Origin of the sequence: Pseudomonas sp. MPFS, assembly GCF_022537035.1 — a bacterium.
Classification (GTDB): Bacteria; Pseudomonadota; Gammaproteobacteria; order Pseudomonadales; family Pseudomonadaceae; genus Aquipseudomonas; species Aquipseudomonas sessilinigenes.
Window position 1 is genome coordinate 4,244,288 of sequence record NZ_CP066123.1, and the last position, 26,081, is coordinate 4,270,368.

Here is a 26,081-nt window from a genome sequence, read left to right on the forward strand (position 1 = left end):
GCCTCGCTCAGGCTCCCGGAGCCTGGCGTGCTCTCCCCTGCTCCTGCAGGAGCTGGAACAGGGTCGCGCCATCCATCGGCTTGTAGAACAGATAGCCCTGGGCGACATCAACCCCAAGGCGCCGCAGATGCGTCCTCTGCCTGTCGCTCTCCACCCCTTCGGCCACCAGCTCTACGTCCAGGGCTCGGGCCAACGCAACCACGGCTTCGATGATTCTTGTTTCCTTGGTTCCCAGGGCATTGCCAATGAACCCGGCATCGAGCTTGACCTGGGCAAAGGGGATCTGGGCAAGACGCAAGATCGAGGAGTGCCCCGTGCCGAAGTCATCGAGGGACAGCCGTACTCCGCCCTTCACCAGTTGGCTGATGTTCTCGATGCCTGGCAAGTCCAGTACCAGTGCTTCACGCTCGGTAACCTCCAGGGCGACCTGCCATGCAGGGACCCCGGCCGCGCCAACCTGCTGCAGCACTTGCCTGGCGAAATCGGGATCGCACAACTGGCAGGCTTCGATGTTGTAGGAAAACACCAGGTCATTGCCTGGCATCCGCGTCGACAACTGCCGTTGCAGTTTCAGGCCCTGGAGCAGCAGGCAATCGAACAGCTGGCGATGGTGCTCGGGGTCATCGAGCAGCGCCAGGAATGACTTCGGTCCCAGGACACCGTGCTCGGGGTGCGACCAGCGGGCCAGGGTCTCGACCCCGGTGATACGTCGGCTCTTCAGGCACACCTGCGGTTGGAAGTAGGGAACGATCTGATGCGACTGCAAAGCCTGTAGCACATCCGATTGCGTCAAGGGCTTCTTGTCCACTGGCGCCCGGTCACGCCTGCGGCTCGCGACCTTGTGCTTGACGAGCACCGCCTTGCGCAGCAGTTCATGGAGTTGCGCGACCTCCAGGTCCTTGTAGCTGCCCAGGTAATGCTTGCCCGAATACCCACGGAAATTGGCCAGCCCCCAGCGAACCGGGGCCTCCAGTGCCTCGCACTCGATCATGGAAAAAAAGCCGTAGTACTCGAACAGCCGCCGCAGATAGGGAATGGCCACGGCAGAGGGCAGCGAGTCGCAAATCACCAGGTCCGGGGCTGGTCCGGCTGAGGGAAGACGGCTCCAGTCGCTGTCCCAGGTGATCGTCTGGACCCGGGCAACCCCGGTGCTGGAGAACAGTCCCGCAAATCGCTGGACCCGCAAAGCGTTCGAACACAACAACAGCACGCTCACTAGCGACATGACCTGCAACTCCAGGAAAAAACTCATGCTAGCCAACGCAATCCCGGGGGCACTCAAGACAATTCTTGAATAAAAGTGAGAAATTTCTTGCTCTGCTCGCCCTTGTCCCTACGCCCTTGAACAGCCCGGGCCACGCCTCCCCGCCAGTACGAAGGTCAAGGGTCTAGCTCGCCGTCACACCGCAAAGCATGCCGATCTCGCCTCGCAACCACTGCAACCCCAGCGCCTGTTGTTGCTGGCGATGCCAGATCAGGCTGACCTGTACCGGTGCGGCCAGCAACGGCAGGCTGGCCATGCGGATCGGCAGCAAGGCGCCGAAGTGCTCGGCCAGGTGCCGCGGCACCGTCCCCAAGAGATCGGACTGCGCCACGATCAGCGGAATGCTCAGGTAATTGGGTACGAACAGTTGCACCTGGCGCTGGACCCTGGCTGATCCCAGGACGATCTCCAGGGGCGAGCCTCGCCCGCCCCGATCGGGAATCGCCACATGCTGGCAGCCCTGGTAGGCCGCCAGGTCCAGCTCCGGGGTAAAGGCCGGGTGGTCGGCGCGACCGATCACCACCAGTTGTTCCTCCAGCAAGGGTTGGTAGCACAGGTCCGGATTGTCGAAATACAGGTAGTCCACGGCCAGATCCAGCATGCCCGCGCTCAACCAGGCGGCCAGCGAGTCGGCACTATCGCTGCGTACCGCCAGGCGGATGCGGGGCGCCACTTGCTGCAAGCGTTGGGACAGTGCCGGCAGCAAGCGGGCCTGGGCGTAATCGTTCATCGACAGGGTGAACAGTTGATCGGCCGCGGCCGGATCGAACGCGGCGGACGGGTCCAGGCCTTGTTGCAGCAGGTGTAGGGCCTGGCGCACGGCGATGTGCAGGCTCTGGGCCCGGGAAGTGGGCTGCATGCCCCGGGCAGTGCGGATGAACAGCGGCTCATCCAGGTGCCGGCGCAAACGCGCCAGGGCATTGCTCACCGCCGGCTGGCTGAGGTTCAGCCGCACCGCGGCCCGGGACAGGTTCTGTTCCTGCATCAGGGCATCGAATACCCGCAGCAGGTTGAGGTCCAGGCGCTGCACATTCAGCTTCATGAATAATGCTCATTCCAACTATCCATTGGCTGGATAATTTGTCCGGCGCTAGGCTGCAGTCAATAAAAACAACAACGGGAGCACCGCCGTGCGAGAAACCACCCAGCACTTTCGCCAGCAATACCGGGCCGCGGTCAGCCCAGGCTACAACCCCTGGCTGCACGGCGGTTTTGTCCTGGCCTATGGTGTGTTGTGCATCGCCCTGCTGTGCAGCACCCTGGATCGGGTACAGCCTCTGGAATGGTTGGCAGTGCCATTGGCGATGCTGTTCTTCAACCTGTGCATCTATGTGGTGCACCGTTGGCTGGGGCATCACAAACAGGGGTTTGCCCGGATGTTCTACGCCCGGCATACCGGCGATCACCACAGCTTCTTCACACCGGGCCTGATGGCCTACGAAGGTTTCCGGGACTGGCGGGTCATCCTGTTCCCGGCCTGGCTGATCGTGCTCCACAGCCTGTTGTTCGCCCTGCCCCTGTGGGCACTGTTGAGCCTGTGGAACACCAATGTCGCGGCGCTGTTCGCCAGTTGCACGCTGATCGGCTACCTGGCCTACGAGGTCTTCCACGCCTGCGAGCACCTGCCGGCCAGCCACCCCCTGGCACGCCTGCCCTGGATCCGCCAGATGCGCCAGCTGCACGAACTGCATCATCGTCGCGAGCTGATGCAGGAGCGTAACTTCAACATCGTCCTGCCGCTGATGGACTGGCTGTTCGGCACCCTGTACTGGCAAGCGCAAGACGTCCCGGAATCCTCCTCCAGTGCAGCGACCTCCATGACGCGCATGCAGCACCAGGTCGACATCCCCCGCAGCAGCACCCTGACCCTGGCCTATGCCGCCAGCCCACGGCGCTGGCCGCAGTGGCATCCCTCGTCGCTCAAGGTCGAGGGCGCCGAGGGCCCCTTGGCAGGCGGCCAGGGCTTCGAGGAAGACATCCATGCCGGAGGACGCCATGGCCACCTGAGCTGGCGCGTCGAGGAGTACCTGCCTGGACAGCGTTGGCGGGCCACTGCCCGGGGCGATCATGGTCTATGGTTGCAGGTCACCTACGAATGCCAGCCCCTGGCGGCCGAGCAGACCCGTTTCGTGCGCACCCTGGAGTACCGTTTCGACAACCTGCTGATGCGCTTGGGTAATCGGCTGTTATTCAAACGACGGATAGAACGGGAATCTGCCGCCTCGATGCAGGCATTGTGCAACATGGCTCAGCAAGCCATCGCCCTGGAGCCCACCGTCACGGCAGGCCATCCGTCCTGAACCGCCCACAGACAGGAGTCACTGCATGAATCAGATCGCCCCTCGCCGTTTCGGTCCCGGCCGGATCATCCTGCTGTTGGTCATCGCCATCCTGGCCTTCCTGTTGCTGGCACCGACCAAGGTCCAGCCGGTGGCCTGGAATCCGGCGCCGGCCCCCTCCCTGAGCCAGGGCCCGTTCGCCGAGAACCAGAAGCTCAAGGCCGTGCAGGCAGTCGGTGCCCGGGATATCGCCGGGCCCGAGGCGCTGCTGCTGGAAAACGACCAGTTGATCACCGGCCTGCACGATGGCCGGGTGGTTCAGGCCAGCCTGGACGGCAACAGCCTCAAGGTGCTGGTCAACACCGGTGGTCGGCCTCTGGGCCTGGCTCGACATCCCGACGGCAGGCTGATCATCGCCGACGCCATCAAGGGCCTGCTGGCACTGGACAATCAGGGCCAGCTACAGACCCTGAGCAGCGAGGCCAATGGCCTGAAATTCGGCTTCACCGATGATGTCGCGGTGGATGCCGCCGGGCGCTATGCCTATTTCAGCGATGCCAGCAGTCGCTGGGGCTACGGTCGCGACGGTGAAGCGGTGATCGAGCACGGCGGCGATGGCCGCCTGCTGCGCTACGACTTCCAGAACGGCCGGACCGAGGTCCTGCTGGACGGCCTGGAATTCGCCAACGGCATCGCCCTGGGGCCGCAGGAAAGCTTTGTCCTGGTCAACGAGACCGGTGCCTATCGCATCAGCCGTTACTGGCTCAAGGGCGACAAGGCAGGCCAGCACGACCTGTTCATCGATAACCTGCCGGGTTTGCCGGACAACCTCAGTTTCAATGGCCGCGACCGTTTCTGGGTAGCCCTGTATGCACCGCGCAATCCGCTGCTGGACGGCACAGCCCCGTACCCTTATGTGCGCAAGATGCTGGTGCGGGCCATGCAAGTGCTACCCAAGCCGGTGGAGAAGCGCGGCTTCGTCGTGGGCCTGGACACCGAGGGCCGGGTCATTGCCAACCTGCAGGACGGCACGAGCGGCAACTACTCGCCGATCACCACGGTGCGTGAATATGGCGATGCGTTGTACCTGGGCTCCCTGACCGCCCGGCACATGGCGCGTTTGCCACTGCAACAGGCCCTGGCGGCCGAGCGCTGAGCTTCGTGTAACCGCTATCGCGGGGAGGCGGCGCTTTCGGATTCGTTGAAGAGCCTGTGGATCTTGGCGCAGGCTTGGCAGCGGTTGCAGCAGCCGGTCATATCGTGGAAGGCAAGCAACTACGCGCGCCTGTGGCCCGGGCCACAGGCGCGATGGGCGGGAGGTCAGGAGCGGGCGGTGAGTTTGTCGCAGATCTCGTCCTTGATCAGCAGGCGTCTTTCCTTGAGTTTCCTAACTACGTCATCTGCGGCAGCGGCGGCTTCGGCCTCGAGCACCTGGTCATCGATGCTGGTGTATTTATCGAACAGCGCATTCAAGTGGGGGTCCTGGGCCCGACGCTGCTGAATGTCTTCTTTACTGCAGCTCAGGTCCTGGTAAAGGTCGTGGGTCACCGGCATGGAACACCTCCGTGGTTGATCGGTAGCACGGGCGTCATCGCGCCCCTGCCAGTTGTCAGCATGGCCTTGGCTCCCTCGGTCTGTCGACCGCCAATCAGACCAGCGGTAACCGTTCGTCGCCACTGCCTGTCCTGGATCAATTCTGCCCCAGCGCAGCGGCCAGGAATGGCGCGGTACGGCTGCCGCGGTGCCTGGCCACCTGCTCCGGCGTACCACTGGCCACCAGGCGCCCTCCCTGCTCCCCTGCCCCCGGACCGATATCGATGACCCAGTCGGCCTGGGCCACCACGCGCATCTCATGCTCGACCACCACCAGGCTATGCCCTGCCGTCACCAGCTTGTCCAGTTGCTCCAGCAGGCGGTCCACATCCCGGGGGTGCAAGCCGGTGGTGGGCTCGTCCAGCACATAGAGAGTGGCACCGCGGGCATTGCGTTGCAGTTCGGTCGCCAGCTTGATGCGCTGCGCCTCGCCGCCGGACAGCTCGGTAGCCGGCTGCCCCAGGCGCAGGTAGTCCAGGCCGATGTCGTGCAGCACTTGCAGAGCGCGACGGATCCCCGGTTGTTCGGCGAATACCGGCAAGGCTTGCTCGACGCTCAGTTGCAATACCTGGGCGATGTTCAGGCCCTGCCAGGTCACTTCCAGGGTCTGCGGGTGATAACGCGCGCCCTGACAGGTCGGGCACGGCGCAAAGACACTGGGCATGAACAGCAATTCGACACTGACGAACCCTTCGCCCTCGCAGGCCGGGCAACGGCCCTTGGCGACGTTGAAGGAGAACTGGCCGGCATCATAGCCCCGGGCCCTGGCCTCAGGAGTGGCTGCGAACAGCTTGCGCACCTGGTCGAACAAACCGGTGTAGGTCGCCAGGTTCGAGCGTGGCGTGCGGCCGATGGGTTTCTGGTCCACTTGCACAAGGCGCTTGATCCGCTCCATGCCCGAGGCAATCCGCCCCGCGCTGCCGATGGGGGCATCGTCCTGCAAATCCAGCTCCGGTGCCTCTTCGCCGTCCGGCTCCCGGCCCAAGTGGGCACCCACCAACTCCAGCAGGGCCTGGCTCACCAGGCTCGACTTGCCGGAACCGGAGATCCCGGTCACGGCGATGAAGCACCCCAAGGGGAACTCGACATCCAGTGCCTGCAGGTTGTTGCGAGTGATGCCCTCCAGGCGCAGCCAGCCCTGGGGCTCGCGTACCGGACGCCGGGGCGCAGGTTGTTCGGCGAACAGGTAACGGCGAGTCTGCGAGGCCTCGATGGCCGCAAGCCCCGCCGGTGGCCCGCTGTACAGGACCTGGCCACCACGCTCGCCGGCGGCCGGGCCGACCTCCACCAGCCAGTCGGCCCGGCGCATGATCTGCAGGTCATGCTCCACCACGAACAATGAATTGCCTGCGGCCTTGAGCCGCTGCAAGGCCTCGAACAAGGCTTCGGCATCCGCCGGGTGCAGCCCCGCCGAAGGCTCGTCCAGCACATAGATCACACCGAACAGTTGCGACCCCAGCTGAGTCGCCAGGCGCAGGCGCTGCAACTCACCAGGGGACAGGGTTGGGGTACTGCGCTCCAGGGCCAGGTAGCCCAGCCCCAGGTCGATCAGGGAGCCGACTCGCTCCAGCAGGTCCTGGGCGATACGTTGCGCCGCCAGGCGCTTCTCCGGCGACAACGGCATCACACCCCGTGGCGCCCCGGCGTCAGCCGCCACGGGCTTGAGCACCTCGGCCAGTTGCAGCAGCGGCATGCGTGCCAGTTCACCGATATCCATCCCGGCGAACGTCACCGCCAGCGCCTCGCGCTTGAGCCGCTTGCCTTCGCACAACGGGCATGGACTGCCACGCATGAACTGCCCCACGCGCTTTTTCATCAGCGCGCTCTGGGTGTGGGCGAAGGTATGCAGCACGTAGCGTCGGGCCCCACTGAACGTGCCCATGTAGCTGGGCTCCTGCTGGCGTGCCAGGGCCTGGCGAGTCTGCTCGGGAGTCAACCCGGCGTACACCGGCACCGTGGGCGTATCCTCGGTGAAGAGGATCCAGTCGCGCTGCTCCCTGGGCAGCTCGCGCCAGGGGATGTCCACGTCATAACCCAGGGTTACCAGGATGTCCCGCAGGTTCTGCCCCTGCCAGGCCAGGGGCCAGGAGGCCACCGCACGCTGGCGAATGGTCAGCGAAGGGTCGGGGACCATGCTCGCTTCATCGACCTCGTACACCCGGCCCAGGCCATGGCACTGCGGGCAGGCGCCCTGGGGAGTGTTGGGCGAGAAGTCCTCGGCATACAGCATCGGCTGCCCGGGCGGATAGCTGCCGGCCCGGGAGTACAACATGCGCACCAGGCTGGACAGGGTGGTCACGCTGCCTACCGAGGAGCGGGTGCTGGGGCTGCCGCGCTGCTGTTGCAGGGCCACCGCGGGTGGCAGGCCATCGATACGGTCCACATCCGGCACCCCGACCTGGTCGATCAGGCGCCGGGCGTAAGGCGCAACCGACTCGAAGTAACGGCGCTGGGCCTCGGCATACAAGGTCGAGAACGCCAGGGATGACTTGCCCGAACCGGACACCCCGCTAAATACCACCAACGCATCCCGGGGAATGTCCACGTCGACATTACGCAGGTTGTGCTCGCGGGCACCCTTTACCCGGACAAAACCTGAACAGTGCTCAGGCAGCTGGCTGGCCTGGGGCTCAGGGGGAAGATTACGCGTAGACGTCATGGACCTGCCTTGTCTGGGAAACCGCAAGATGTGAGGGGCGCCGAGCGCCGATCATCACACAATCCCCAGGTTCCGGGGCAGGCCCGTTAACGCCTCGGCCAGTCTTCAGCGCTCCCCCGAGCGTCGACCGCCCTGCTCCGCCGTAAGGCCGGTGTGCCGAAGATCGTAGCGCAGCTCGGCAATCAGCTCGCCGATAGCCCGAGCGCTGGTCAAGTCGCGGGTGGCGATCCCGGTCACGAACAGATCGACCCGGCCACTGGACGGATCGCAGATACGCACGGTCATGGCGCGGTCATGGCCGATGGTGCATTGGCAGTGCAGGGGCAGGAAGCTGGTTTCGATGATTCTGCGCAGTTCGAGGGTAGAGATCACGGGCAGAGGATCCAAAGAGGTTGAAAGGAAAAAACCGCGCAAGACAAGCATTGTTGTTGTGGGATCAGGCGGTCGGTGCCCCCTGTCCTTGGTCATCGGCCAAACAGTACAAGTTCATTCAATTCGGTACAGACTAGAAGCCTGGCGCCAGTTTGTCGTCAGGCCGATTGGATTTTCATGCGCCGCGTCACACTGGCGCCGTCAGGTCCCCAGCAGCGAGCGCACCATGGCGCTCAAGTCCTCGGGTCCGTAGGGCTTGCTCAACAGGTAAGTGTCCGGGCTGAGCAAATGGTCCCGCGAGATCAGGTCGCGCGTGTGCCCGGAGGTGAACAGCACGGCGATCGGCGGGGCCTGGGTCTTGGCCCAGGTGGCCAGTTCGGTGCTCTTGATCAGGCCAGGCATCACCACGTCGGTGAAGATCAGGTCCACCTTGAGCCCCTCCAACAACATCTGCATGGCGGCATCACCGCTGGCCGCGGTACTGACCCGGTATCCCTCGAGCCTGAGCATCTCCACCGCGGCGCTGCGCACATCAGCGTTGTCCTCCACCACCAGGATGCTCTCCTGGCCGCCCGCGCCATGGCTATGGGGCTTGCGCACCGCGGGCGTCTCCTGCCCCGCACAACGGGCGAAATACATCCGGACCCGGGTCCCCTGCTCGGGGCTGCTGAGGATCTCCACATGGCCGCCGCTCTGCTTGACGAAACCGAACACCATGCTCAGGCCCAGGCCGGTGCCGTGGCTATCGCTCTTGGTGGTGAAGAACGGCTCGAAGGCCTGCGCCAAGACCTCGGCCGACATGCCACCACCAGTATCGGCCACGGTCAGGCACAAGTACTGGCCGGGCTCGATGTCCTTGCCCAGGCATTGCTCGCGCTCCAGCACCAGGTTCTCGGCGCTGATCAGGATACTGCCCTCACCGCCCATGGCATCCCGGGCATTGAGCAACAGGTTGAGCACCGCATTCTCCAGCTGGTTGCGGTCGACATGGATGCACCAGGGGTCCTCGGGCAGCTGTACTTCGAGGCTGATGGTTTCCCCCAGGGCACGCTGCAACAGTTCGCCCAGGTCTTCATACAGGTGGCGCGGATCGTAGACCGCCGGGGACAACGGCTGGCGCCGCGCGAAGGCCAGCAGTTGCGCCGACAGCTTGGCCCCGCGCTCCACCGCCGCCAGCGCGGCCCCGGTCCGTCGTTGCACATTGGCGTTATCCGGCTCGTGGCGGGCCAGCAGGTGCAGGTTGCCGGAGATCACCTGCAACAGGTTGTTGAAGTCATGGGCCACGCCACCGGTGAGCCCGCCGATGGCCTCGAGCTTCTGCGCCTGGCGCAAGCGCTCCTCGGCGCTCAACCGCGCGTCGACCTCCTTGAGCACCCGCTGCTCCAGGTCGCGGGTCAACTGGCGCAAGGCTTCTTCGGCGAGCTTGCGCTCCTGGATATCGATCAGCACCCCGGGAAAGCGCAAGGCCCGGCCCTGGTCGTCGAGCTCGCAACGACCGCAGGCCAACACCCAGCTGTAACTATCGTCGGCGCGACGTATCCGATATTCCGCGTTGTACGCGCCGCCATGGGTCCGGCTGTAGTCCACCAGTTCGCCAATGCGTGGCAGGTCATCGGGATGGATGCGGCTTTCAGCGACGGCGATCGGCAAATCGTCCAGGGCTTGCCCGACCGGATAGGAAAAGGTCCGGGCAAAACGCTCGTCGCTGGAAAACCTATCGTGCTGGATGTCCCACACGAAGGAACCGAGCAGCGCCCCGGCATTCAAGGCCAGCTGGACTCGCTCGTTCTCGGCTCGGTAGGCCGCCTCGGCAGCCTGCCGGCGCTGCTCGGAAATCACATGGGCGGTGGTTTCCACGACGATGGCAATGACCCCCGCTGGGGCCTGGTCATCATCGGCCACCGGGCTGTAGTAGAGGTCCAGCCAGACACTCTCCGGCGCCCCGTTGCGCAGCAGCACCAGTTCCTTGTTGTGGTAGGTCAGGGTGCCGCCGCTCAGGCAGGTGTTCATCACTCCGCGATTGAACTCGGCCACCTCCGGCCAGCCGCGCTCCACCGCGCAACCGAGCAGGTAGGGATGGCGTCCGCCAGCGAAGACCGCATAGGCGTCGTTGTAGATCATGTAGCCCAGGGGGCCCCAGAGCATCACCATCGGCACGGGCGAACCGAGCATCAGTTGCACCGTGCTGCGCAGGCTGTGGCTCCAGTGCTGCAACGGGCCGAGGCTGGTCAGGGACCAGTCGAAGGCGCGGATGCGACTGGCCATCTCGCCTTTCCAGCCCTGGCACCCATGATGATCGGATAAGAACGGCATGAACGGACTCTGTGAAGAACGTGGCACGGCATGGATGGGCAAAGGGCTGCACACCGCCCTCGAGCCTTGGAGGCCCGGCCGGGGCAATGGTTTCCGGATTTCAGCTGGACCTGCGCACCCGGCAAGACTGAACAGACAGGATAGGCGATGCCGGCCAGTCCAGGCGGACGCTCGCGGCGCCGCCTGGCAGGGTCGGATTGCCCGCACCGGATGAATCAGTCGGTGCCGTATTTCGGCGAATGCGGACCGTACAGCAGGCCGTTGTGTTGCCCGGCCGACAGCAGGCGCTGGCTGGTGACACCGGCGATCGGATGGCCGGCGTCGGTGGAGGTGTTGACGATCTGCTTCACCGCGGCGGTGATCAGCATGCCCACCAGGCCCCCGCTGTTGTTGTTGCCTTCCTCGCTCGAGGCCCGGGCGCTGCCAGTCCACAGGGTGGTGCCGGTCTTGAGGTCGACCAGGGTGGCGCTGGCGGTCACCGCGGTCTCGCTGCTGATCAGCATGTAGCGGGTGCCGTACTCCTTGACGGTGATGTACAGGCCGGCATCGGCACCGAAGATTTCGTTGAGCTTGGTGGGCGGCAGGCCGTGGATATCCGCCGGGTTGGTCAGGCCGTTATGACGGAAGGTTTCGTCCACCACCGCGATCGGCATCACGTAGTAACCGGCTTCGGCCAACGGCAGCGTCACCTGGGACAGCATGCTGTAGGTGGCCTTGACGTCCGGCGACTCGTTGAGCGGCGGCAGCACCAGGACCGACTTCGGCCTGGCTTGTTTATAGGCCGCGTAGTCCACGGTCTTGGGGGCGGCGCAGCCCACCAGCAGGCTGACCGTCAGCAGGCCCAGGAGGTTGCGCAGGGTCGACAGGCTCATTGCGCGGCCCCCTGCTTGGCGTTCTTGAGCAGGAAGTCCATGTACTTCGCCGACTCCGGAAACAGCGCCTTCTCGGTGTTGAACTGCTGCACCATCTGGTCATCCTTGCCCAGGCCGGCGTAGAGCATGCCCAGGTGTGCATGGTAACCCGGCGGCACCGCCTTGCCGGTGGACTTGATTTTCTGCAGGTCGCGCTCCAGCGCCTCGACCTGGGCCTCGCGGGCGCCCTCGCCCTTGAAGTACTCGTAGGTCTGGGACTGGTAGCTTTCCCACTGGTACAGCGTCTTCGGTCCGCTGCAGCCGGCCAGCAATATGCTGCCCAGCACGACAGCGGCCAGCGCTGGCCGGGCCATCATGATCTTGAACATATGTGCACTTTCCCTGTTGGCAGTGGTGATCAGCGACCTGGTTTCCAGGCGCCGGCGTCGATGGCCTCGACCATGCGGTTGACCGCCTCGCGCATGGCCAGGTCCAGGACCTTGCCGTTGAGGGTCGAGTCGTAGGAGGCCGTGCCGCCGAAGCCGATCACTTCACGGTTGGACAAGGCGTATTCGCCGGCGCCCTGGGTGGAATAGACCACTTCGGAGGTGCTGATATTGACGATGTTCAAGGCCACCTTGGCGTAGGCCACCTGGGTCTTGCCACGGCCGAGAATGCCGAACAGCTGGTGATCGCCGGTTTCCTTGCGGCCGAACTCGGTGACGTCGCCGGTCACCACGAAATCCGCGCCCTTGAGCTTCTGTGCCTGGCCCTTGATCGCCGCTTCCTGCTGGATCTCGCCCATGTTGTCGCGATCCAGCACGTTGAAGCGGTTGGTCTGCTGCAAGTGAGTGATGAGGATGGTCTTGGCCTGGCCGCCGAGGCGGTCGACACCATCGGAGAAAATCCCGCGCATGTAGCTGGAGCGGTTATCGAACTTGCCCACCGCCATCGGCACCCGGGTACCACTCCAGGCCTGGCTGGCGCTCTGGACCTTTTCCACCGGCAAGGCCCGGGAGCTTTCCGTGGCACAGCCGCTCATACCTGCCAGCACCGCCACTGCAGCGCCCGACAACATCAACTTCGAGATCACTCTCACTCTATGTTCCTTTTTGAGTATCCAACTGCTTTTGCACCCACCAACCACCGCGAATCCGTACAGGCACGGGTTCGAAAAAGACGGTTCGGATGTTCTGGATCTTGACGCGGGGGGCGTCACCGGCGGCGATTATGCCAAAGCGCTATCATCGCGAAAAGGAATAAAAAAACCTTGGCGCCAATGAATTGGCAGAGCATTTCCAGGTATCCAGGCAAGCCCTTGATCGTTCAACGAAAATCCCGGCTGGGCACCTTGATCCCGGCCAGCAGCGGGGTCAGGTCGCTCAGGCGCCCGGCCACCAGGTGGCGTACTTCGCCCTCGACCTCCAGGGTGCCGTCGACCCGCAGTAGTTGCGCGCCCACCAGCACCCGGCGCTGGCGCTCGGCCAGATCGCGCCAGACCACGACATTGAGATTGCCGAACTCGTCCTCCAGGGTGACGAAGGTCACTCCGCTGGCGGTGCCCGGACGCTGGCGCCCGGTGACCATCCCGGCCACGCTTACCGAGCGTCCATGCTCCAGCCCCTGCAAATCGCGGGAGCTGCGACAGCGCCGGGCCGCGAGCTGGGGCCGGAGCAAGGCCAGGGGATGCGGGCCCAGGGTGGTGCCCAGGCTGAGGTAATCGGCATACAGGTTCTCGCCGACGCTGGGCCGGGGCAGGCTCACCGGCGCCTCTTCTCGGGCGGGCAGGTCGGCGAACAAGCCCAGCTGCCTCTCCACTCCTGCCACCTCCCAGCGTGCCTGGAAGCGGTCCCTGGCCAGGCCTCGCAGGGCCCCGGCATCGGCCAGGAGCTCCAGGGCACGCAGATCGAGCCGGGCCCGCTCCCCCAGGTCGGCGACGTCGACAAAGGCCCGCTGGCCCCGAGCCTGCTCGATACGCAGGGCGTCCTCCTGGCGAAAACCCTTGATCATCCGCAACCCCAGGCGCAGGGCCGGCTGGCCGGAGGCCGCGCAAGCGACAGCGTCCGACGGCCCTGCACCCGCGATCTGCAGGGCGGGCCCGGACGGGCCTGCGATCGGCTCCAGGCTGCAATCCCAGTCGCTGCTTCGAACGTCCACCGGGCGGACTTCCAGGCCATGGCGGCGAGCGTCCTGGAGGATCTGGTCCGGGCTGTAGAAGCCCATGGGCCAGCTGTTGATCAGGGCGCAGGCGAAGGCCGCCGGCTCATGGCACTTGAGCCAGCAGCTGGCATAGGTCAGCAGGGCGAAACTGGCGGCATGGGACTCGGGAAAACCATAGCTGCCAAAGCCCTTGATCTGCTCGAAGATCTGCGCCGCGAATTCCTCGCTGTACTTGTTGCTCTTCATGCCATCGAGCAAGCGCTGGCGATGGGGCTCCAGGCCGCCATGGCGTTTCCAGGCCGCCATGGAGCGACGCAGCTGGTCGGCCTCGCCCGGGGTGTAGTCGGCCGCCACCACCGCGATCTGCATCACCTGCTCCTGGAACAGCGGCACCCCCAGGGTACGCACCAGCACCTCTTGCAGTGCTGGCGAGGGATAGGTCACCGGTTCCTTTTTATCGCGCCGGCGCAGGTAAGGGTGGACCATGCCGCCCTGGATCGGCCCGGGGCGGACGATGGCCACCTCGATCACCAGGTCGTAGAACTTCTTCGGCTTGAGCCGGGGCAGCATCGACATCTGCGCCCGCGACTCGATCTGGAACACGCCGATGGTATCGGCCCGGCCGATCATCGCGTAGGTCGCCGGGTCTTCGCTGGGAATGCTGGTGAGGGTATAGCGCTGGCCACGGTAGCCATGGATCAGGTCGAAACAACGGCGGATGGCACTGAGCATGCCCAGCGCGAGGATGTCCACCTTGAGCAGGCCGACCATGTCCAGGTCGTCCTTGTCCCACTGGATCACCGTGCGCTCGGCCATGCTGGCGTTCTCCACCGGCACCAGGCTGTCCAGGGGCTGTTCGGAAATCACGAAGCCACCGGGGTGCTGGGACAGGTGCCGGGGAAAGCCGATCAACTGCCCGGTCAGGCTCAGGACCCGGCGCAGCAACGGGCTCTCGGGGTCGAAACCGGCTTCACGCAGGCGCTCGAGATCAGGCGCACTATCGCTCCAGCGGCCACAGCAGGCGGCCAGGGCATTGATCTGGTCCGGCGGCAGGCCCAGGGCCTTGGCCACGTCGCGCACCGCCCCGGCGCCGTGATAGGTACTGACCACCGCCGTCAACGCCGCACGATGCCGGCCATAGCGCCGGAACACGTACTGCAGCACCTCTTCGCGGCGCTCGTGTTCGAAATCGACGTCGATGTCCGGTGGCTCGTTGCGCTCCTTGGACAGGAACCGCTCGAACAGCATCACCGAGCGATCCGGGTCGATCGCGGTGATGCCCAGGACGAAACACACCACCGAGTTGGCCGCCGAGCCCCGGCCCTGGCAGAGAATGTGCCGCTCGCGGGCGAACGCGACGATGTCATGCACCGTGAGGAAGTAGCTCTCGTAGCCCAGCTCGCCGATCACCTGCAACTCGTTCTCGATCTGCGCCAGCACCCCGGGTCGGGCCCCGGCGGGCCAGCGCCGGGCAATCCCCTCGCGGACCAGGACCCGCAGCCAGGAGCCAGCGTCGTGGCCCTCGGGCACCAGCTCCCGAGGGTACTGGTAGCGCAACTGGCCGAGGTCGAAATGGCAGCGCTCGGCAATCACCAGCGACTCATCGAGCAGCGCCTGGGGGTACAGGCCTTGCAGCACCGGCAGCGGCCGCAGGTGGCGCTCGCCATTGGCGAACAGGCGCTGCCCGGCCTCGGCCACCGGCAGGTGGTGGCGGATCGCGGTCATGGTGTCCTGCAGGGCCCGGCGCCCACGCACATGCATGTGCACATCGCCACAGGCCACCGCTGGCAGGCGCAGTTGCCGGGCCAGGGCCAAGCGTTGCTGCAACTGCCGGGCATCGTCCTGGCCGCAATGCAGTTCCACCGCCAGCCACAGCCGCTCGGGGAACACCTGGCGCAACCAGGACGCCGCATCGGGGGCGCCCTTCTCATCGACCAACCACAACGCCAGCAACCCGGGCAAGGGCTCGGCGAAATCCTCCCGCAACAAGCGATAACACCCCTTCTCGGCCCGGCGCCGGGCCTGGGTGATCAGCCGGCACAGGGCCTGGTAACCGGCCAGCTCTTGCACCAGCAGCACCAGGCGCGGGCCCTCCTCGACCTGCATCTCACTGCCGACGATCAGCTTCAAGCCAGTTTCGCGGGCGGCCTGCCAGGCCCGCACAATACCAGCCAGGGTGCATTCGTCGGTGATCGCCAGGGCCTGGTAGCCCAGGGCCCGGCCGCGCTCGAATAACTCCCGGGCACTGGAGGCGCCACGCTGGAAGCTGAAATTGGACAGGCAATGCAGCTCGGCGTAGCCGCTCATGCGAACCAGCCTTGCAGCAGCAGCGGCCCGGGTTCGCCCACCTGGCGATAAGCCCAGCCCTGCTGGCCGGTGCGAGTCTGGACTCGGTAATAGTCACGGCGCACATCGGCACCGTCCCACCAACCGGACTCGATGCGTTCCGGGCCCATGACGATCTGCACCGAACCCTCGTCCAGTGGCTGGGGCTCGGTGAGCAACCAGCCTGGGCGGCGCAAGCCCGGGTTGGCCGGGCACGGCCGTGGGTCGGCCTGGGGCAACCAACTGAGCTCCGGGCGGTGGTCGGCGCGATAGCCCAGGCCCTGTACCGCATCGTCTCCCAGGCGTGCCCGCAGCCGTTCGCGCAATTGCTCCCAGGGCAGGTTCTGCTGTGGCCGCTCCTCGAACAGCTCCGTATGCCGAGGCACGAATAGTGGCAGGTCCTCGGCCACCAGGCGCAGGTTGCGCACCGGCGCGGGTACCTGGATCTGCTCCAGGCGCCCACGGGCCAGCTCGAAGAGCAGCGCCGGGTCGCGCTCGGCACCCAGCAACCCCACAGGGACCAGGGTGTCGGCGCCTTCAGCGTGTTCCAGGTGCAGGACGAAGCGCTGCACGCCGCTGTCGCGACCACAGAGAAAGGCCGCCAGGTCGGCGGTCAGGCGACGCAGGGGAAACAGCAGCGCCTGGTGGGACTGCACATCGAAGTTCAGCTCGATGCGCAGGTCGAAACGATCCGGCGGCTGGTAGAAGGCCAGCCCCAACGCACGTTCGCCAAGCAGGGTATCGAGTTGCCTGAGCAAGCCGCCATCGAAACGCCGGGCCAGGCCCTGGCGCGGCAGGCCATAGAGTTGCGCGAAGCTGCGCACGCCCATGCGCGACAAGGCCGTGGCCTGCTCCGGTGCCAGCCCCAGGCGCTCGACGGGTATCGGCCCCAGGGCCTGGTGCAAGGCCTGCTGGTCGGCCACCGCCAGGCCATCGTAGGCGTTGGCCAGGACCCGGGCCGCCGCCGGGTTAGGCGCAGCGACGATACGGTGGCGAAAGCCCAGGGCCTGCAGTTCCTGGCGCAGCCGGGCCTGCAACTGTGGCCAGGGCCCGAACAGGCCCAGGCTCGATTCGATTTCCAGCACCAGGGTGCGCGGATAGGCCACGCTGACCTGGGAGCTGAAACCATAGGCCCAGGCGGCAAGGAACTGCTGCCAGTGATCGATCTGCTGGGGATCGTACTCGGCACAGGCGAAATCCTGGGCCAGGGCCTGGGCGGCCGTCAGCGATTGCCCGGGGCGCAACCCCAGCTCGCGGGCGGCGTCGTTCACCGCCTGGATCACTCGACGTTGCGGGCTGCCGCTGAGCAGCGCCAACGGCGCCTGGGGCTCGGCGCGCTGACGCAGTACCGCGTCCAGCGCCAATTGCGGGAACAGGATGCACACCCAGCGCATGTCGACCTCAGTGCCCGGCCTGCAGGGCAATCGGTTGTGGATGGGCCAGGCCACCCCGGCACTTGAGAATCCGCAACTGCGCAGGATGGCCCTGCAAGGTCAGGCGCAGGGCCGCTGGCGACGGATTGTGCGCGGCCTCCAGGGGACGGTAGGCGAAGGCCAGGGTCTGGCCGCTTTCGGCCGCCACCTGCAAACGCCGCAGGGCCCGGTCGTCGGCCTGTTGCGGCCAGCACAACACCGCGCCACAACTGCCCGAGCGCAGGCACTGTTCGGCGGCCCACAAGGCGTCGCGCTCTGCGGCCTGGATGATCGACAACTGGCGCAGATCCACCCCGGCGTTCTGCCAGGCCAGGGGAAAAGGCACGAACGGCGGCGCCACCAGGACGATGCGCTCCCCCGCCGCCGCCAGCCGCGCCAGGCTGGGCCAGAGCAATTGCAACTCGCCCAGGCCCTGGGCGGCGACGAGGATTTCCGTCAGCGCCGCTTCCGGCCAGCCGCCACTGGGCAACACCGCATCCAGGGCAGCGTGGCCGGTGGCATGCACACTGGCGGGCACGGCCGCCGGGCGGCCCTTCCAGACTCGCCCGGCATTGAACAGCGAGTCCAGTGCGACCACAGCGCCCATCAGCCCTGCCTCACCAGGCCACAGAACACGCCTTCGATGAACAGCTCGTGATCGGCCGTGACCTCAATCGGCTGGTAGGCCGGGTTGCGTGGCAGCAGGCGGATGCTCTGCCCCTTGCGCTCGAAGCGCTTGATGGTCACCTCGCCATCGAGCCGGGCGATCACCGTCTGGCCATTGCGCGCCTCAGCGCTGCGGCGTACCGCCACCAGGTCGCCGTCGAAAATGCCGTCGTCGATCATCGAGTCGCCCTGGACCCGCAACAGATAGTCGGGCGTGCGTGAGAACAACCCCGGGTCCAGCAGCAACTGGCCATGGATCTCGGCATCGACGCCGATCGGCGCACCGGCGGCGACCCGGCCCAGCACCGGGATCTCCAGCAGCTCGGGGCGTGGTGCCTGGTTGAGCAGGCGGATACCCCGCGCCTGATGCGGGTTGACCTCGATGAAACCGGCCTCGGTCAAGGCCAGTACATGCTTGCGTGCCACGCTGCGCGAGGCGAAACCGAAGGCCTCGGCGATCTCGGCAAGGCTCGGCGGCTGGCCGCGATCGGCGATGCGTTCGCGGATAAAGGTCAGGATGGCACTGCGCCGGGGAGATAAAGTCGTCATGGAGTACATTTGTACTCCTCTCGGAATTTTCTGACAAGAATCGTACGAAATATCCGAACACCACTCGTCCGATCGAGCGCTGGGCAAGCAGCGGCGGGCCTTGGGAAACAGGGCACTACGCGAATCCTGGCCAAGCACGAGATGGCACTGCATTTGCTGCCAATACCGACAGCCACCCAGAACACGCGAACAGGGGATACCCATGCAACTGACCAAGGCGCTGGCGAAGTGGGAAATGGCCGACTGGCACCAGATGCTCGCCAGGTTGCTGGAGAACAGTGCCCACCCGGGGTTCCCGGACTTGCTGTCGTACTCCCTGCAGTCCTTGCTGGCCCACGACAACGTGGTCATCAAGTCCTATCGCGCTGGCTGCCGTCCGCAGATCCTCTACGAGGACTATCCCGCCCAGCAGCACGAACGCTACATCGCGCGTTACCTGGACGACATCTACCGCCTGGACCCGGTGTCCTGCTCCATCATCGACGGCCGCACCAGCGGCATCCTGCGCATCAACCAGCGCACCTGCCAGCTGCGCGACACCGACTACTACCGGCATTACTACCAGGAGCTGGACCTGGCCGATGAAATCGGCGTTCTGGTGCCCGTCGATGCCCAGACCACCCTGGTCATGTCCATCGGCAGGCGTTCGCGCTGCCTGGCCAGCACCCAGGAGCTGCAAGCACTGCACAACATCTACCCGATCCTCCAGCACCTGCTGCGCAGCTACAGCGACCAGCATCGCGCACCACCCAGCGCCACCAGCCCCCTGGAGCAGGCACTGGCGACTTTTGCCGGGGAACTCCTGACCCCACGGGAGCGGCAAGTCGTGCGCCTGATGCTGCAAGGCAACCCCGGCAAGCTCATCGCCCGGCACCTGGGCATCAGCCCCGGCACGGTCAAGGTGCATCGGCGCAATATCTACGCGCGCCTTGCGGTGTCCTCGCAGATGCAGCTATGCGACCTGTTTCTCAAGCAAGCCTCGCGCCCGCCTGCCCTGGCGTGACGCTCGCCCCGGCCAAGGCTGTTTCCGAAGGAAACACTTGCCCTGGGGCCAGGCCAATGATCGCCTGCCGCCTCTACCTCCACGGGTGTATTTATCGATTGCCCCGGCCTTTCTAACCTCGGCTCGCACCCTCCCCGACAGCATCCCGAGAACCGGCGTACTCCCGTGCGCCAGAGAGGCAATGACTCCATGCAAACGGCACTTGTCTGGCACGAGCTCTACATGTGGCATTCCACCGGCAACCATGCCGGCCTGTTCGCCCCCGGCCTGCAGATCCAGCCCGGCCTGCACTTCGAGAACCCGGAAAGCAAGCGACGGCTGAAGAACCTGCTGGATATCAGCGGCATCACCGAGCAACTGCTGCCGATCAAGCCCAGGCCCGCCACCGACGAACAATTGCTTCGCGTGCATGGCGCCGACTACCTGCAATACCTGCAAGGCCTCAGCGACCGGCAAGGTGGCGACGCCGGCGACAATACTCCGTTCGGCAGCGGCAGCTTCGAGATCGCCAGGCTCGCCGCCGGCGGGGTGATCGACGCCGTCAAGCAGGTGCTGCGCGGCAATGTGCGCAATGCCTACGCATTGGTTCGCCCACCTGGACACCATGCCGAAGCCGACCGTGGACGCGGCTTCTGCCTGCTGGCCAATGCCGCGCTCGCCGCCCATGAAGCACTGGCGGTGCATGGCCTGGAACGGATCGCGGTGGTGGATTGGGACGTGCACCACGGCAATGGCACCCAGAGTATTTTCTGGGACGATCCGCGGGTGCTGACCCTCTCCCTGCACCAGGACGGCAACTATCCGCAGGATTCGGGCAAGGTCGAGGAGCAAGGGGCAGGCGCAGGCCTGGGTTTCAATATCAATATCCCGCTCCCCCCGGGCTCTGGGGAAGGCGCCTACCTGCATGCCTTCGACGAAATAGTGCTGCCGGCCCTGGCCGCCCACCGTCCACAACTGATCCTGGTGCCCTGCGGGTTCGATGCCGGGGCCCACGACCCGCTGGGGCGCATGCTGCTGCACAGCGAGGCCTACCGCAAACTGACCACCCGGCTGATGCTCGCCGCCGAGCGCCTGTGCGACGGGCGCCTGGTGCTGTGCCACGAAGGCGGCTACGAGGCCAACTCGGTGCCGTACTTCGGCCTGGCGGTGATCGAGACCCTCAGCGGCCTGCAAAGCGGTATCGCCGATCCCCACCTGAGCGCCATGCGCGCCCTGCCGGGCCAGGAGCTGGCCGAACACCAGCGGCAGTGGATCGCCCAGCTCAAGGCCAGCCTGCATTCACCGCTGCTGGAACAGCCGGAGCGCTACTCATGAGCGTGCCATCCGCTCCAGCCGTCGAGATGGCGCAAAGCCGCGACCGCCTGCGCCTGCTGGCGGTGATCCTGTTCTCCGCCATCGGGCCACTGGTGCTGCTGACGGCACCGGCCCTGGTCAGCCGCTACATCGTCGAACTGGGCATGGATAACCGCCAGGTCGGCTGGCTGTTCAGCCTGGAGCTGGGCGCCATGGCCATCTCCACCCTGCCGACCTACCTGTGGATGCGTCGCTACGACTGGCGCTGGATCGCCGGCCTGGCCGGCAGCCTGTTCCTGTTGGGCAACCTGTTCAGCGCCTGGCTGATGAGCGAGCCGAGCCCGGCTTCGGTCTCCTGGCCGCCCTGCGTTTTCTCACGGCCTTCAGCGAAGCCGCGCTGGTGCTGGTGTGCCTGGGCACCGCCGGAACCTTGCCCAACGCCACCCGCGCGTTCGGCCTGTGGGTCACCGGCCAGCTGGTGCTGGCGGCGCTGTGCCTGCAGCTCATGCCATGGCTGTTCGAGCACTGGGGCGTCTCCAGCTTCTTCCTGCTGATCGCGCTGTTCACCGCCTTGATCCTGCCACTGGTGCTTTCCCTGCCCGCCGGGAGCCACGACGATAACCGCCCACTGCCGCCACGCCAGGCCCAGGCAATGCTCCTCAAGATCTGCCTGGGCATGCTGGCGATCTTTCTTTTCTACTTGAGCCTCAGCGGCATCTGGACCTTCGCTGGCGAACTGGCACGCCTGCGTGGCATCAGCACCGGCGACAGTGCCAGCGCCCTGGCGAGCGCTTCATTGATGGGCGTGCCTGGCTGCTGGCCCTGGGTTACCTGGCCATGACCGCAGGCTTGTTCGGCCTGCTCGGCGAAATCTCCACCTGGCGCTACCTGTTGGCGGCCTGCGCCTTCAAGTTCGCCTGGACCTTCGCCCTGCCCTTCCTGCTCTCGGCGATCAGCGACTACGACCGCCAGGGCGGCAAGCTGGTAGTGCTGGCCAACCTGGCCATTTGTGGCGGCCTGGCCGTGGGCCCGTCCCTCGCCGCCTGGCTGCTGGGCGACACCCTGGACTTTGGCCTGCTCCTGCTGGCCTCCATGGCGATCTGCGCACTGTCGTTCCTGGCCATCCTGCCGCTGGCCGGCAATCGGCGTTAGCCTTAGCCGCCACCCAGGGTGGCCGCCTGTCACCGAGACGCTCCAGAAGCTGAAGCCGGCAGTCGATTGGCATAATATGCCAATCACTTCGATCACCACTCTGAGCGGGAACAGGCCATGCCGACTCGTAACGTTGTCCTTACTGCACAGCAGGAACAACTCATCAACAACCTGGTCAAGACCGGCCACTACCAGAACGCCAGCGAGGTGCTGCGTGAAGGCCTACGCCTGCTGCAACAACGCCTGGCCGAGGATGCGGCAAAAATCGAAGCGCTGCGGCACGCAACCACGACCGGCATGACCGACCTGGAACATGGACGATTCACAGAAATTCACGAAGGCCAGTTGCAGCATTACCTTGCTGAACTGGGGCTGGAGGCCGCCGCCACGGAACAAGAGAAACATTGAGGTGGCCAGGTATCGGATCGCCGACACAGCCCGAAGCGATATCGTCGATGCCCTGAGGTTTTCCCAGAAGCACTTTGGCGAACAGGCCCGGATCCGCTACCAGGACTTGCTCCTCGGAGCGCTACAGGACCTCGCCACCGCCCCCCCTGCGCTTGGGCAGTCATGAACGCAACGACCTGACGCCCGGATTGCGTAGCTACCACCTGCTCCATTCTCGAGGACGCAGCCAGGGACAATCAGGCCTGGTCAAGCGACCACGCCACATCCTGTTCTACCGGGTAATCGATAACGACCTGATCGAGGTGATCAGGTTGCTGCATGACGCCATGGACGTCCAATCGCACCTGCCGATCGAATGAAGCTTGCACTGGCCAGGCTCGCCGCAACCCAATCGCCACCCGAGCGGGTGGCGATGATCCGGCCGGTCAGGCCGCTTGCAGGGCGCGCAGGTCGAGCTTGCCGTCCAGCAATGGCGGGCACCAGTAGTAGCCACCGGTGAGCGGCCGGCTCATGCGGTACAAGCCATCGACGATGCCGTCCTCCAGGCCGCTCATGCGCCGCAGCTGGGCTTCGAAGGCGCTGAAGGAGTGGCCGAAGGCGAGGAACATCAGGCCGCCCTTGTCACCTTCGATCCATGGCATCGAGCGCCGTACGAGAAAGGCTTCGGGGGTGAAGCTTTCCTGGGCCGTACGCTTGACGTGGGCCGACTCCGGCGCATCTTCCAGCTCTTGGTTATCGCTCAAGCGTCGCCCGATGATGTGGTCGCGCTCCTGGGAGTGCATCGCGGCAAAGCCCTTGAAGTCGTGCTGCCACTGCTGGATCGCGGCAAAACTGCCACCACGCAGGCCAGCGTCGCCATTGGCCAGGGCCGCGGCCACGGCGGCTTCGTCCTCGGGGTTTTCGGTGCCGTCTTCGTAGCCGGTCAGGTCATGGCCGGTCTTGTGGCGGAAGGCCTCGTTCATCTGCACCAGGCGAAAGGCCGGGGCCAGCGCGGCCTCCAGTTCATTGCTGCGGTGCATCAGCTCGCCTCGCTCGTCGCCATGCAACCAGACCCACAGGGCGTGCTGGGTCGAAGGGTTATCGACGCCGACCCCGGTCAGCCCGGGGAAGGCCTTCAGTCCTTGCACACGAGCCCCCAGGGCCTTGACCAGCGAGGCACCGAACCCGGCCACGGCGCTAGCGCCATCGATCCGCGCCAGCAATTGGTCGAGCGCCTGGGGCAACGCCGCGATGGACTCGAGGGCGAAAAACAGGTGGCGGGCCTGGGACGGAACGGGGGCAGCGAGGATGCCGGACTGGTAGTAACTCATGGGAACTCCTGAATGAAAGCGCGGAGTTTACCGCCGCCGCAGGCCGTGCGCGACCCGCAGGATCACCTGGATCTTACGATTGCTGAAGGGCCGGCGGCCCTTGACGTAGCCTCGCCATGGCTCGACAGCGGCCACACCGGATTCGCGTAGCCGCTGCCGCAGGCTGCGTACGGGCGCGCAGCGTCCACAGAAACGCCAAGCCTGCTCAATGCAACGCCGCGTCTTCGCGAAAGGCGCTGGGGCTCAGGCCGGTCCAGCGCTTGAAGGCCCGGCGGAAGCTGCGCACGTCGCTGTAGCCCACCTCTTCGGTGATGCGCTCGATGGACAGCTCGGGGTTGCCCAGCAGGTTCAGGGTCCGCGCCTGGCGCACCCGCTCCAGCAAGGTCTCGAAGGTCAGGCCGTGCTCGGTCAGGCGCCGGCGCAGGGTGCGCCCGCTCATGTTCAGGTCCCCCGCCACCTGCTCGATATGGCTGCCGGAGCGCAAATCCCGGGACAAGGCCCGCTCCACCGCCTGGATCAGGTCCATCTTCTGGTGCACCTGGGCGCTTTCCAGCTCCAGCAGCTTGAGGGCCTGGCGCAGCGCCACCGGATGGTGATTGGGCAGCGGCGCCTGCAACCAGCGGGCCTCGATCACCATGCGCGCGTGCAGGCAACCGAAGTGCACGTTCGGTCCCAGCAACTGGGTGTAGAGCCCGGCATAGGCCGGCGCGGCATGCATGAACTCCACCCGCAGCGCCTGGAAGTCGGCGCTCAACAGCGCCCGGCCATAGATCAGCAAGCTGGCGAAGAACTCCTCGGCGGCGAAGATCTGCACCTCACCGTAGGGCAACCGGCATTGCAGCTCGACGAAGAACTCCTCGCCCTGGCGCCCGATATCGGCACTGACGATGGTGCCCGAGGTGTGCTGGTGGCGGATGCCCAGTTCGAAGGCGTCGCCCAGGGTCCGGCACAGGGACAGGGCATGGCCCAGCAGGCCCAGGGTGCCCAGCACGTTGCGGCTGCCGACCCACAGCCCCAGCCCTTGCTGGGGCAACGCGTCCAGGGCCCGTTCGATCATCGCCACCGCCTGGCGGTAGGAGATGCGCAGGGTCGGGTCCTGCAGGTCGTCCAGGGTGAAGCCCAGGCCACGGCACAGGCGCTCGGCGCTGATGCCCTTGTCGTTGGCGACATCGGCCAGGGTCTGCAGCAGGAAGGGTGAAACCAGTGCCAGCTGGTCATGGGGATCGACGGCTTTGTTCATGGAGGCGATTCCGGGCCGCTAGGGCGGCTGTTCTTATTGTCGGGACAACACCGCTGCCAAGGCTGCACCGGCCAGGCCAAGCATATCCCTTCCCACAGGCTTTGGCGGAGGAATGTAACAAGGCATTGCAAAGTGTCCGACAAAGTCCCCCTGAGTGGCCGCCAATACCCTGCCCCGCGGGCCGGCCAGGGCTTATTTCTATGGGGCGGCCGGTGCCCCCGCCGCAGCCCTCCTACTAACAATAAGAACGAGCCCAACCATGCACCCGACCCGTCCCAGTTTTCCCCTGCGCCCAGGCCTGGCCCTGGTCCTGGCCACTTGCTGCGTGAGCGCCCAGGCCACCGAGTCCGGCGTCGACAACATAGGTCCCGGCACCGACGGTTTCTACGTCCTGCCGCTAGGGTCCGACCAGCTTCCGGACCACATGTTCTCCTTCAACCTCTACTACAACCACTACCAGGCGAAGAAGCTCGACATCAGCTCCATGGGCGGCAAGGTCCCGGGGGTCAAGATCACCTCCGACGCGATCATCCCGCGCCTGGACTACCTCAGCCCGATACGCATCTTCGGCGGGCGCCTGGGGGGCTACGCGGCCCAGCCCTACCTGCGCCAGCAAGTGGCGATGTTCGGCCAGAGCGACCGCCGCGAGAGCATGGGCGACACCACCCTGGCGCCGATCATCCTCTGGGACATGGGCCCCGACCTGACCCTGGCCGCCGCCGTGGAGGTGACCCTGCCCACGGGGGAATACGACAAGGAGCGGATGGCCAACACCAGCAACAACTTCACCACCTACAAGCCGCTGTTCTCCATGACCTGGCTGCCCACCGAGCGCACCGAGCTGTCGCTCAAGAGCACCTACAGCTTCAACAAGGAGAACCACGCCACTCACTACCGCTCCGGGCAGATCTTCCACTTCGACTACTCGGCCAGCTACCGGGTGACCGACGACCTGAGCCTGGGGCTCAACGGCTACTACCTGAAGCAGACCACCGACGACAAGCAGTTCGGCAAGACCGTGACCTTCATGGGCGAGGACGTCAGCGACGGCGTGCGCGGCCAGGTGTTCGCCATCGGCCCGGCGCTGCACCTGCGGTTTCTCAAATACGCCAGCGCCGAGATCCGCTGGGCCAAGGAGTTCGATGTGGAGAACCGCCCCGAGGGCGACATGTTGTGGGCCAAGCTGACCATTCCTTTCGCCTTGTAAACCCGCGGGCGGCTACAGGTTTCGT

General features: G+C 65.6%; 24 protein-coding genes and 1 pseudogene. 10 read left to right on the top strand and 15 right to left on the bottom strand.

The window, feature by feature from the left end; all coding sequences use genetic code 11:
- Positions 1–7: 7 nt before the first annotated feature.
- Together I9018_RS19320 and I9018_RS19325 are read right to left on the bottom strand one after the other, a co-directional pair.
- On the bottom strand, positions 8–1,252 hold the full coding sequence (locus I9018_RS19320) for an EAL domain-containing protein (protein WP_241107247.1): 1,245 nt from the start codon (positions 1,250–1,252) through the stop codon (positions 8–10).
- A 136-nt stretch (positions 1,253–1,388) separates the two neighbouring features.
- Positions 1,389–2,306 carry a LysR substrate-binding domain-containing protein gene (locus tag I9018_RS19325; protein ID WP_068581188.1) on the bottom strand — a complete coding sequence of 306 codons (918 nt, stop codon included), beginning with the start codon at positions 2,304–2,306 and terminating at the stop codon, positions 1,389–1,391.
- A gap of 88 nt (positions 2,307–2,394) precedes the next feature.
- Here I9018_RS19325 and I9018_RS19330 point away from each other — a divergent pair, with 88 nt between their 5' ends.
- Both I9018_RS19330 and I9018_RS19335 read left to right on the top strand, forming a co-directional pair.
- Positions 2,395–3,564, top strand: coding sequence for an SRPBCC family protein (locus tag I9018_RS19330; protein WP_241107248.1), 1,170 nt, complete (start codon positions 2,395–2,397; stop codon positions 3,562–3,564).
- A gap of 25 nt (positions 3,565–3,589) precedes the next feature.
- Entirely contained in the window at positions 3,590–4,699 is a 1,110-nt protein-coding gene (locus I9018_RS19335) for an SMP-30/gluconolactonase/LRE family protein (protein ID WP_241107249.1), read from the top strand.
- Between the two features lie 164 nt (positions 4,700–4,863).
- Here the strand turns inward: I9018_RS19335 and I9018_RS19340 are convergent, their stop codons facing one another.
- From I9018_RS19340 to lexA, 11 genes are all read right to left on the bottom strand, one after another.
- Positions 4,864–5,097, bottom strand: coding sequence for a DUF465 domain-containing protein (locus I9018_RS19340; RefSeq protein ID WP_241107250.1), 234 nt, complete (start codon positions 5,095–5,097; stop codon positions 4,864–4,866).
- A gap of 136 nt (positions 5,098–5,233) precedes the next feature.
- Positions 5,234–7,795 (bottom strand): excinuclease ABC subunit UvrA, encoded by a 2,562-nt coding sequence (locus tag I9018_RS19345; RefSeq protein ID WP_241107251.1) that lies wholly within the window; start codon positions 7,793–7,795, stop codon positions 5,234–5,236.
- A gap of 105 nt (positions 7,796–7,900) precedes the next feature.
- Complete coding sequence (locus I9018_RS19350) at positions 7,901–8,167, bottom strand: DUF1652 domain-containing protein (RefSeq protein ID WP_241107252.1); 267 nt, start codon at positions 8,165–8,167, stop codon at positions 7,901–7,903.
- 201 nt (positions 8,168–8,368) lie between these two features.
- The gene (locus I9018_RS19355; protein WP_241107253.1) at positions 8,369–10,480 is read right to left on the bottom strand and encodes an ATP-binding protein; all 2,112 of its coding nucleotides are present in this window, start codon (positions 10,478–10,480) and stop codon (positions 8,369–8,371) included.
- A 215-nt stretch (positions 10,481–10,695) separates the two neighbouring features.
- Complete coding sequence (locus I9018_RS19360; protein WP_241107254.1) at positions 10,696–11,352, bottom strand: DUF799 domain-containing protein; 657 nt, start codon at positions 11,350–11,352, stop codon at positions 10,696–10,698.
- Entirely contained in the window at positions 11,349–11,720 is a 372-nt protein-coding gene (locus tag I9018_RS19365; RefSeq protein WP_241107255.1) for a DUF4810 domain-containing protein, read from the bottom strand. The genes I9018_RS19360 and I9018_RS19365 overlap by 4 nt, the downstream gene beginning before the upstream one ends.
- 29 nt (positions 11,721–11,749) lie before the next feature.
- Positions 11,750–12,409 (bottom strand): CsgG/HfaB family protein, encoded by a 660-nt coding sequence (locus I9018_RS19370; RefSeq protein ID WP_152899490.1) that lies wholly within the window; start codon positions 12,407–12,409, stop codon positions 11,750–11,752.
- A 248-nt stretch (positions 12,410–12,657) separates the two neighbouring features.
- Positions 12,658–15,798, bottom strand: a complete 3,141-nt coding sequence (locus I9018_RS19375; RefSeq protein WP_241107256.1) for an error-prone DNA polymerase — start codon at positions 15,796–15,798, stop codon at positions 12,658–12,660.
- Positions 15,795–17,210, bottom strand: a complete 1,416-nt coding sequence (locus I9018_RS19380; RefSeq protein ID WP_241107257.1) for a DNA polymerase Y family protein — start codon at positions 17,208–17,210, stop codon at positions 15,795–15,797. Before I9018_RS19380 ends, I9018_RS19375 begins: the two co-directional genes overlap by 4 nt.
- Before the next feature lie 7 nt (positions 17,211–17,217).
- The gene (imuA, locus tag I9018_RS19385) at positions 17,218–17,835 is read right to left on the bottom strand and encodes a translesion DNA synthesis-associated protein ImuA (protein ID WP_022639437.1); all 618 of its coding nucleotides are present in this window, start codon (positions 17,833–17,835) and stop codon (positions 17,218–17,220) included.
- Positions 17,835–18,452 carry a transcriptional repressor LexA gene (lexA, locus tag I9018_RS19390; RefSeq protein ID WP_124347988.1) on the bottom strand — a complete coding sequence of 206 codons (618 nt, stop codon included), beginning with the start codon at positions 18,450–18,452 and terminating at the stop codon, positions 17,835–17,837. Before lexA ends, imuA begins: the two co-directional genes overlap by 1 nt.
- A gap of 193 nt (positions 18,453–18,645) precedes the next feature.
- Between lexA and I9018_RS19395 the strand changes: the two genes are divergently transcribed.
- The 7 genes and pseudogenes from I9018_RS19395 (at position 18,646) to I9018_RS19425 (ending at position 22,658) form a co-directional block, all read left to right on the top strand.
- Positions 18,646–19,446 (top strand): LuxR family transcriptional regulator, encoded by an 801-nt coding sequence (locus I9018_RS19395; protein WP_241107258.1) that lies wholly within the window; start codon positions 18,646–18,648, stop codon positions 19,444–19,446.
- Positions 19,447–19,635: 189 nt separating this feature from the next.
- A complete protein-coding gene (locus I9018_RS19400; protein WP_241107259.1) occupies positions 19,636–20,760 on the top strand; it encodes a class II histone deacetylase in 1,125 nt (374 codons plus the stop codon).
- Entirely contained in the window at positions 20,757–21,293 is a 537-nt protein-coding gene (locus tag I9018_RS19405) for a hypothetical protein (RefSeq protein WP_241107260.1), read from the top strand. Before I9018_RS19400 ends, I9018_RS19405 begins: the two co-directional genes overlap by 4 nt.
- Positions 21,245–21,580, top strand: a complete 336-nt coding sequence (locus I9018_RS19410; RefSeq protein WP_241107261.1) for a hypothetical protein — start codon at positions 21,245–21,247, stop codon at positions 21,578–21,580. The genes I9018_RS19405 and I9018_RS19410 overlap by 49 nt, the downstream gene beginning before the upstream one ends.
- A complete protein-coding gene (locus tag I9018_RS19415) occupies positions 21,577–21,891 on the top strand; it encodes a hypothetical protein (protein ID WP_241107262.1) in 315 nt (104 codons plus the stop codon). Before I9018_RS19410 ends, I9018_RS19415 begins: the two co-directional genes overlap by 4 nt.
- A gap of 117 nt (positions 21,892–22,008) precedes the next feature.
- On the top strand, positions 22,009–22,299 hold the full coding sequence (locus tag I9018_RS19420; protein ID WP_124347991.1) for a type II toxin-antitoxin system ParD family antitoxin: 291 nt from the start codon (positions 22,009–22,011) through the stop codon (positions 22,297–22,299).
- A 1-nt stretch (position 22,300) separates the two neighbouring features.
- Positions 22,301–22,658, top strand: a pseudogene (locus tag I9018_RS19425) (type II toxin-antitoxin system RelE/ParE family toxin).
- Positions 22,659–22,724: 66 nt separating this feature from the next.
- Here I9018_RS19425 and I9018_RS19430 read toward each other — a convergent pair.
- Positions 22,725–23,609, bottom strand: a complete 885-nt coding sequence (locus I9018_RS19430) for a Dyp-type peroxidase (RefSeq protein ID WP_241107263.1) — start codon at positions 23,607–23,609, stop codon at positions 22,725–22,727.
- 205 nt (positions 23,610–23,814) lie between these two features.
- Positions 23,815–24,849 carry an AraC family transcriptional regulator gene (locus tag I9018_RS19435; RefSeq protein ID WP_241107264.1) on the bottom strand — a complete coding sequence of 345 codons (1,035 nt, stop codon included), beginning with the start codon at positions 24,847–24,849 and terminating at the stop codon, positions 23,815–23,817.
- A 259-nt stretch (positions 24,850–25,108) separates the two neighbouring features.
- On the opposite strand from I9018_RS19435, the gene I9018_RS19440 reads away from it, so the two are divergent.
- Positions 25,109–26,056 (top strand): transporter, encoded by a 948-nt coding sequence (locus I9018_RS19440; RefSeq protein WP_068581153.1) that lies wholly within the window; start codon positions 25,109–25,111, stop codon positions 26,054–26,056.
- Positions 26,057–26,081 lie beyond the last annotated feature (25 nt).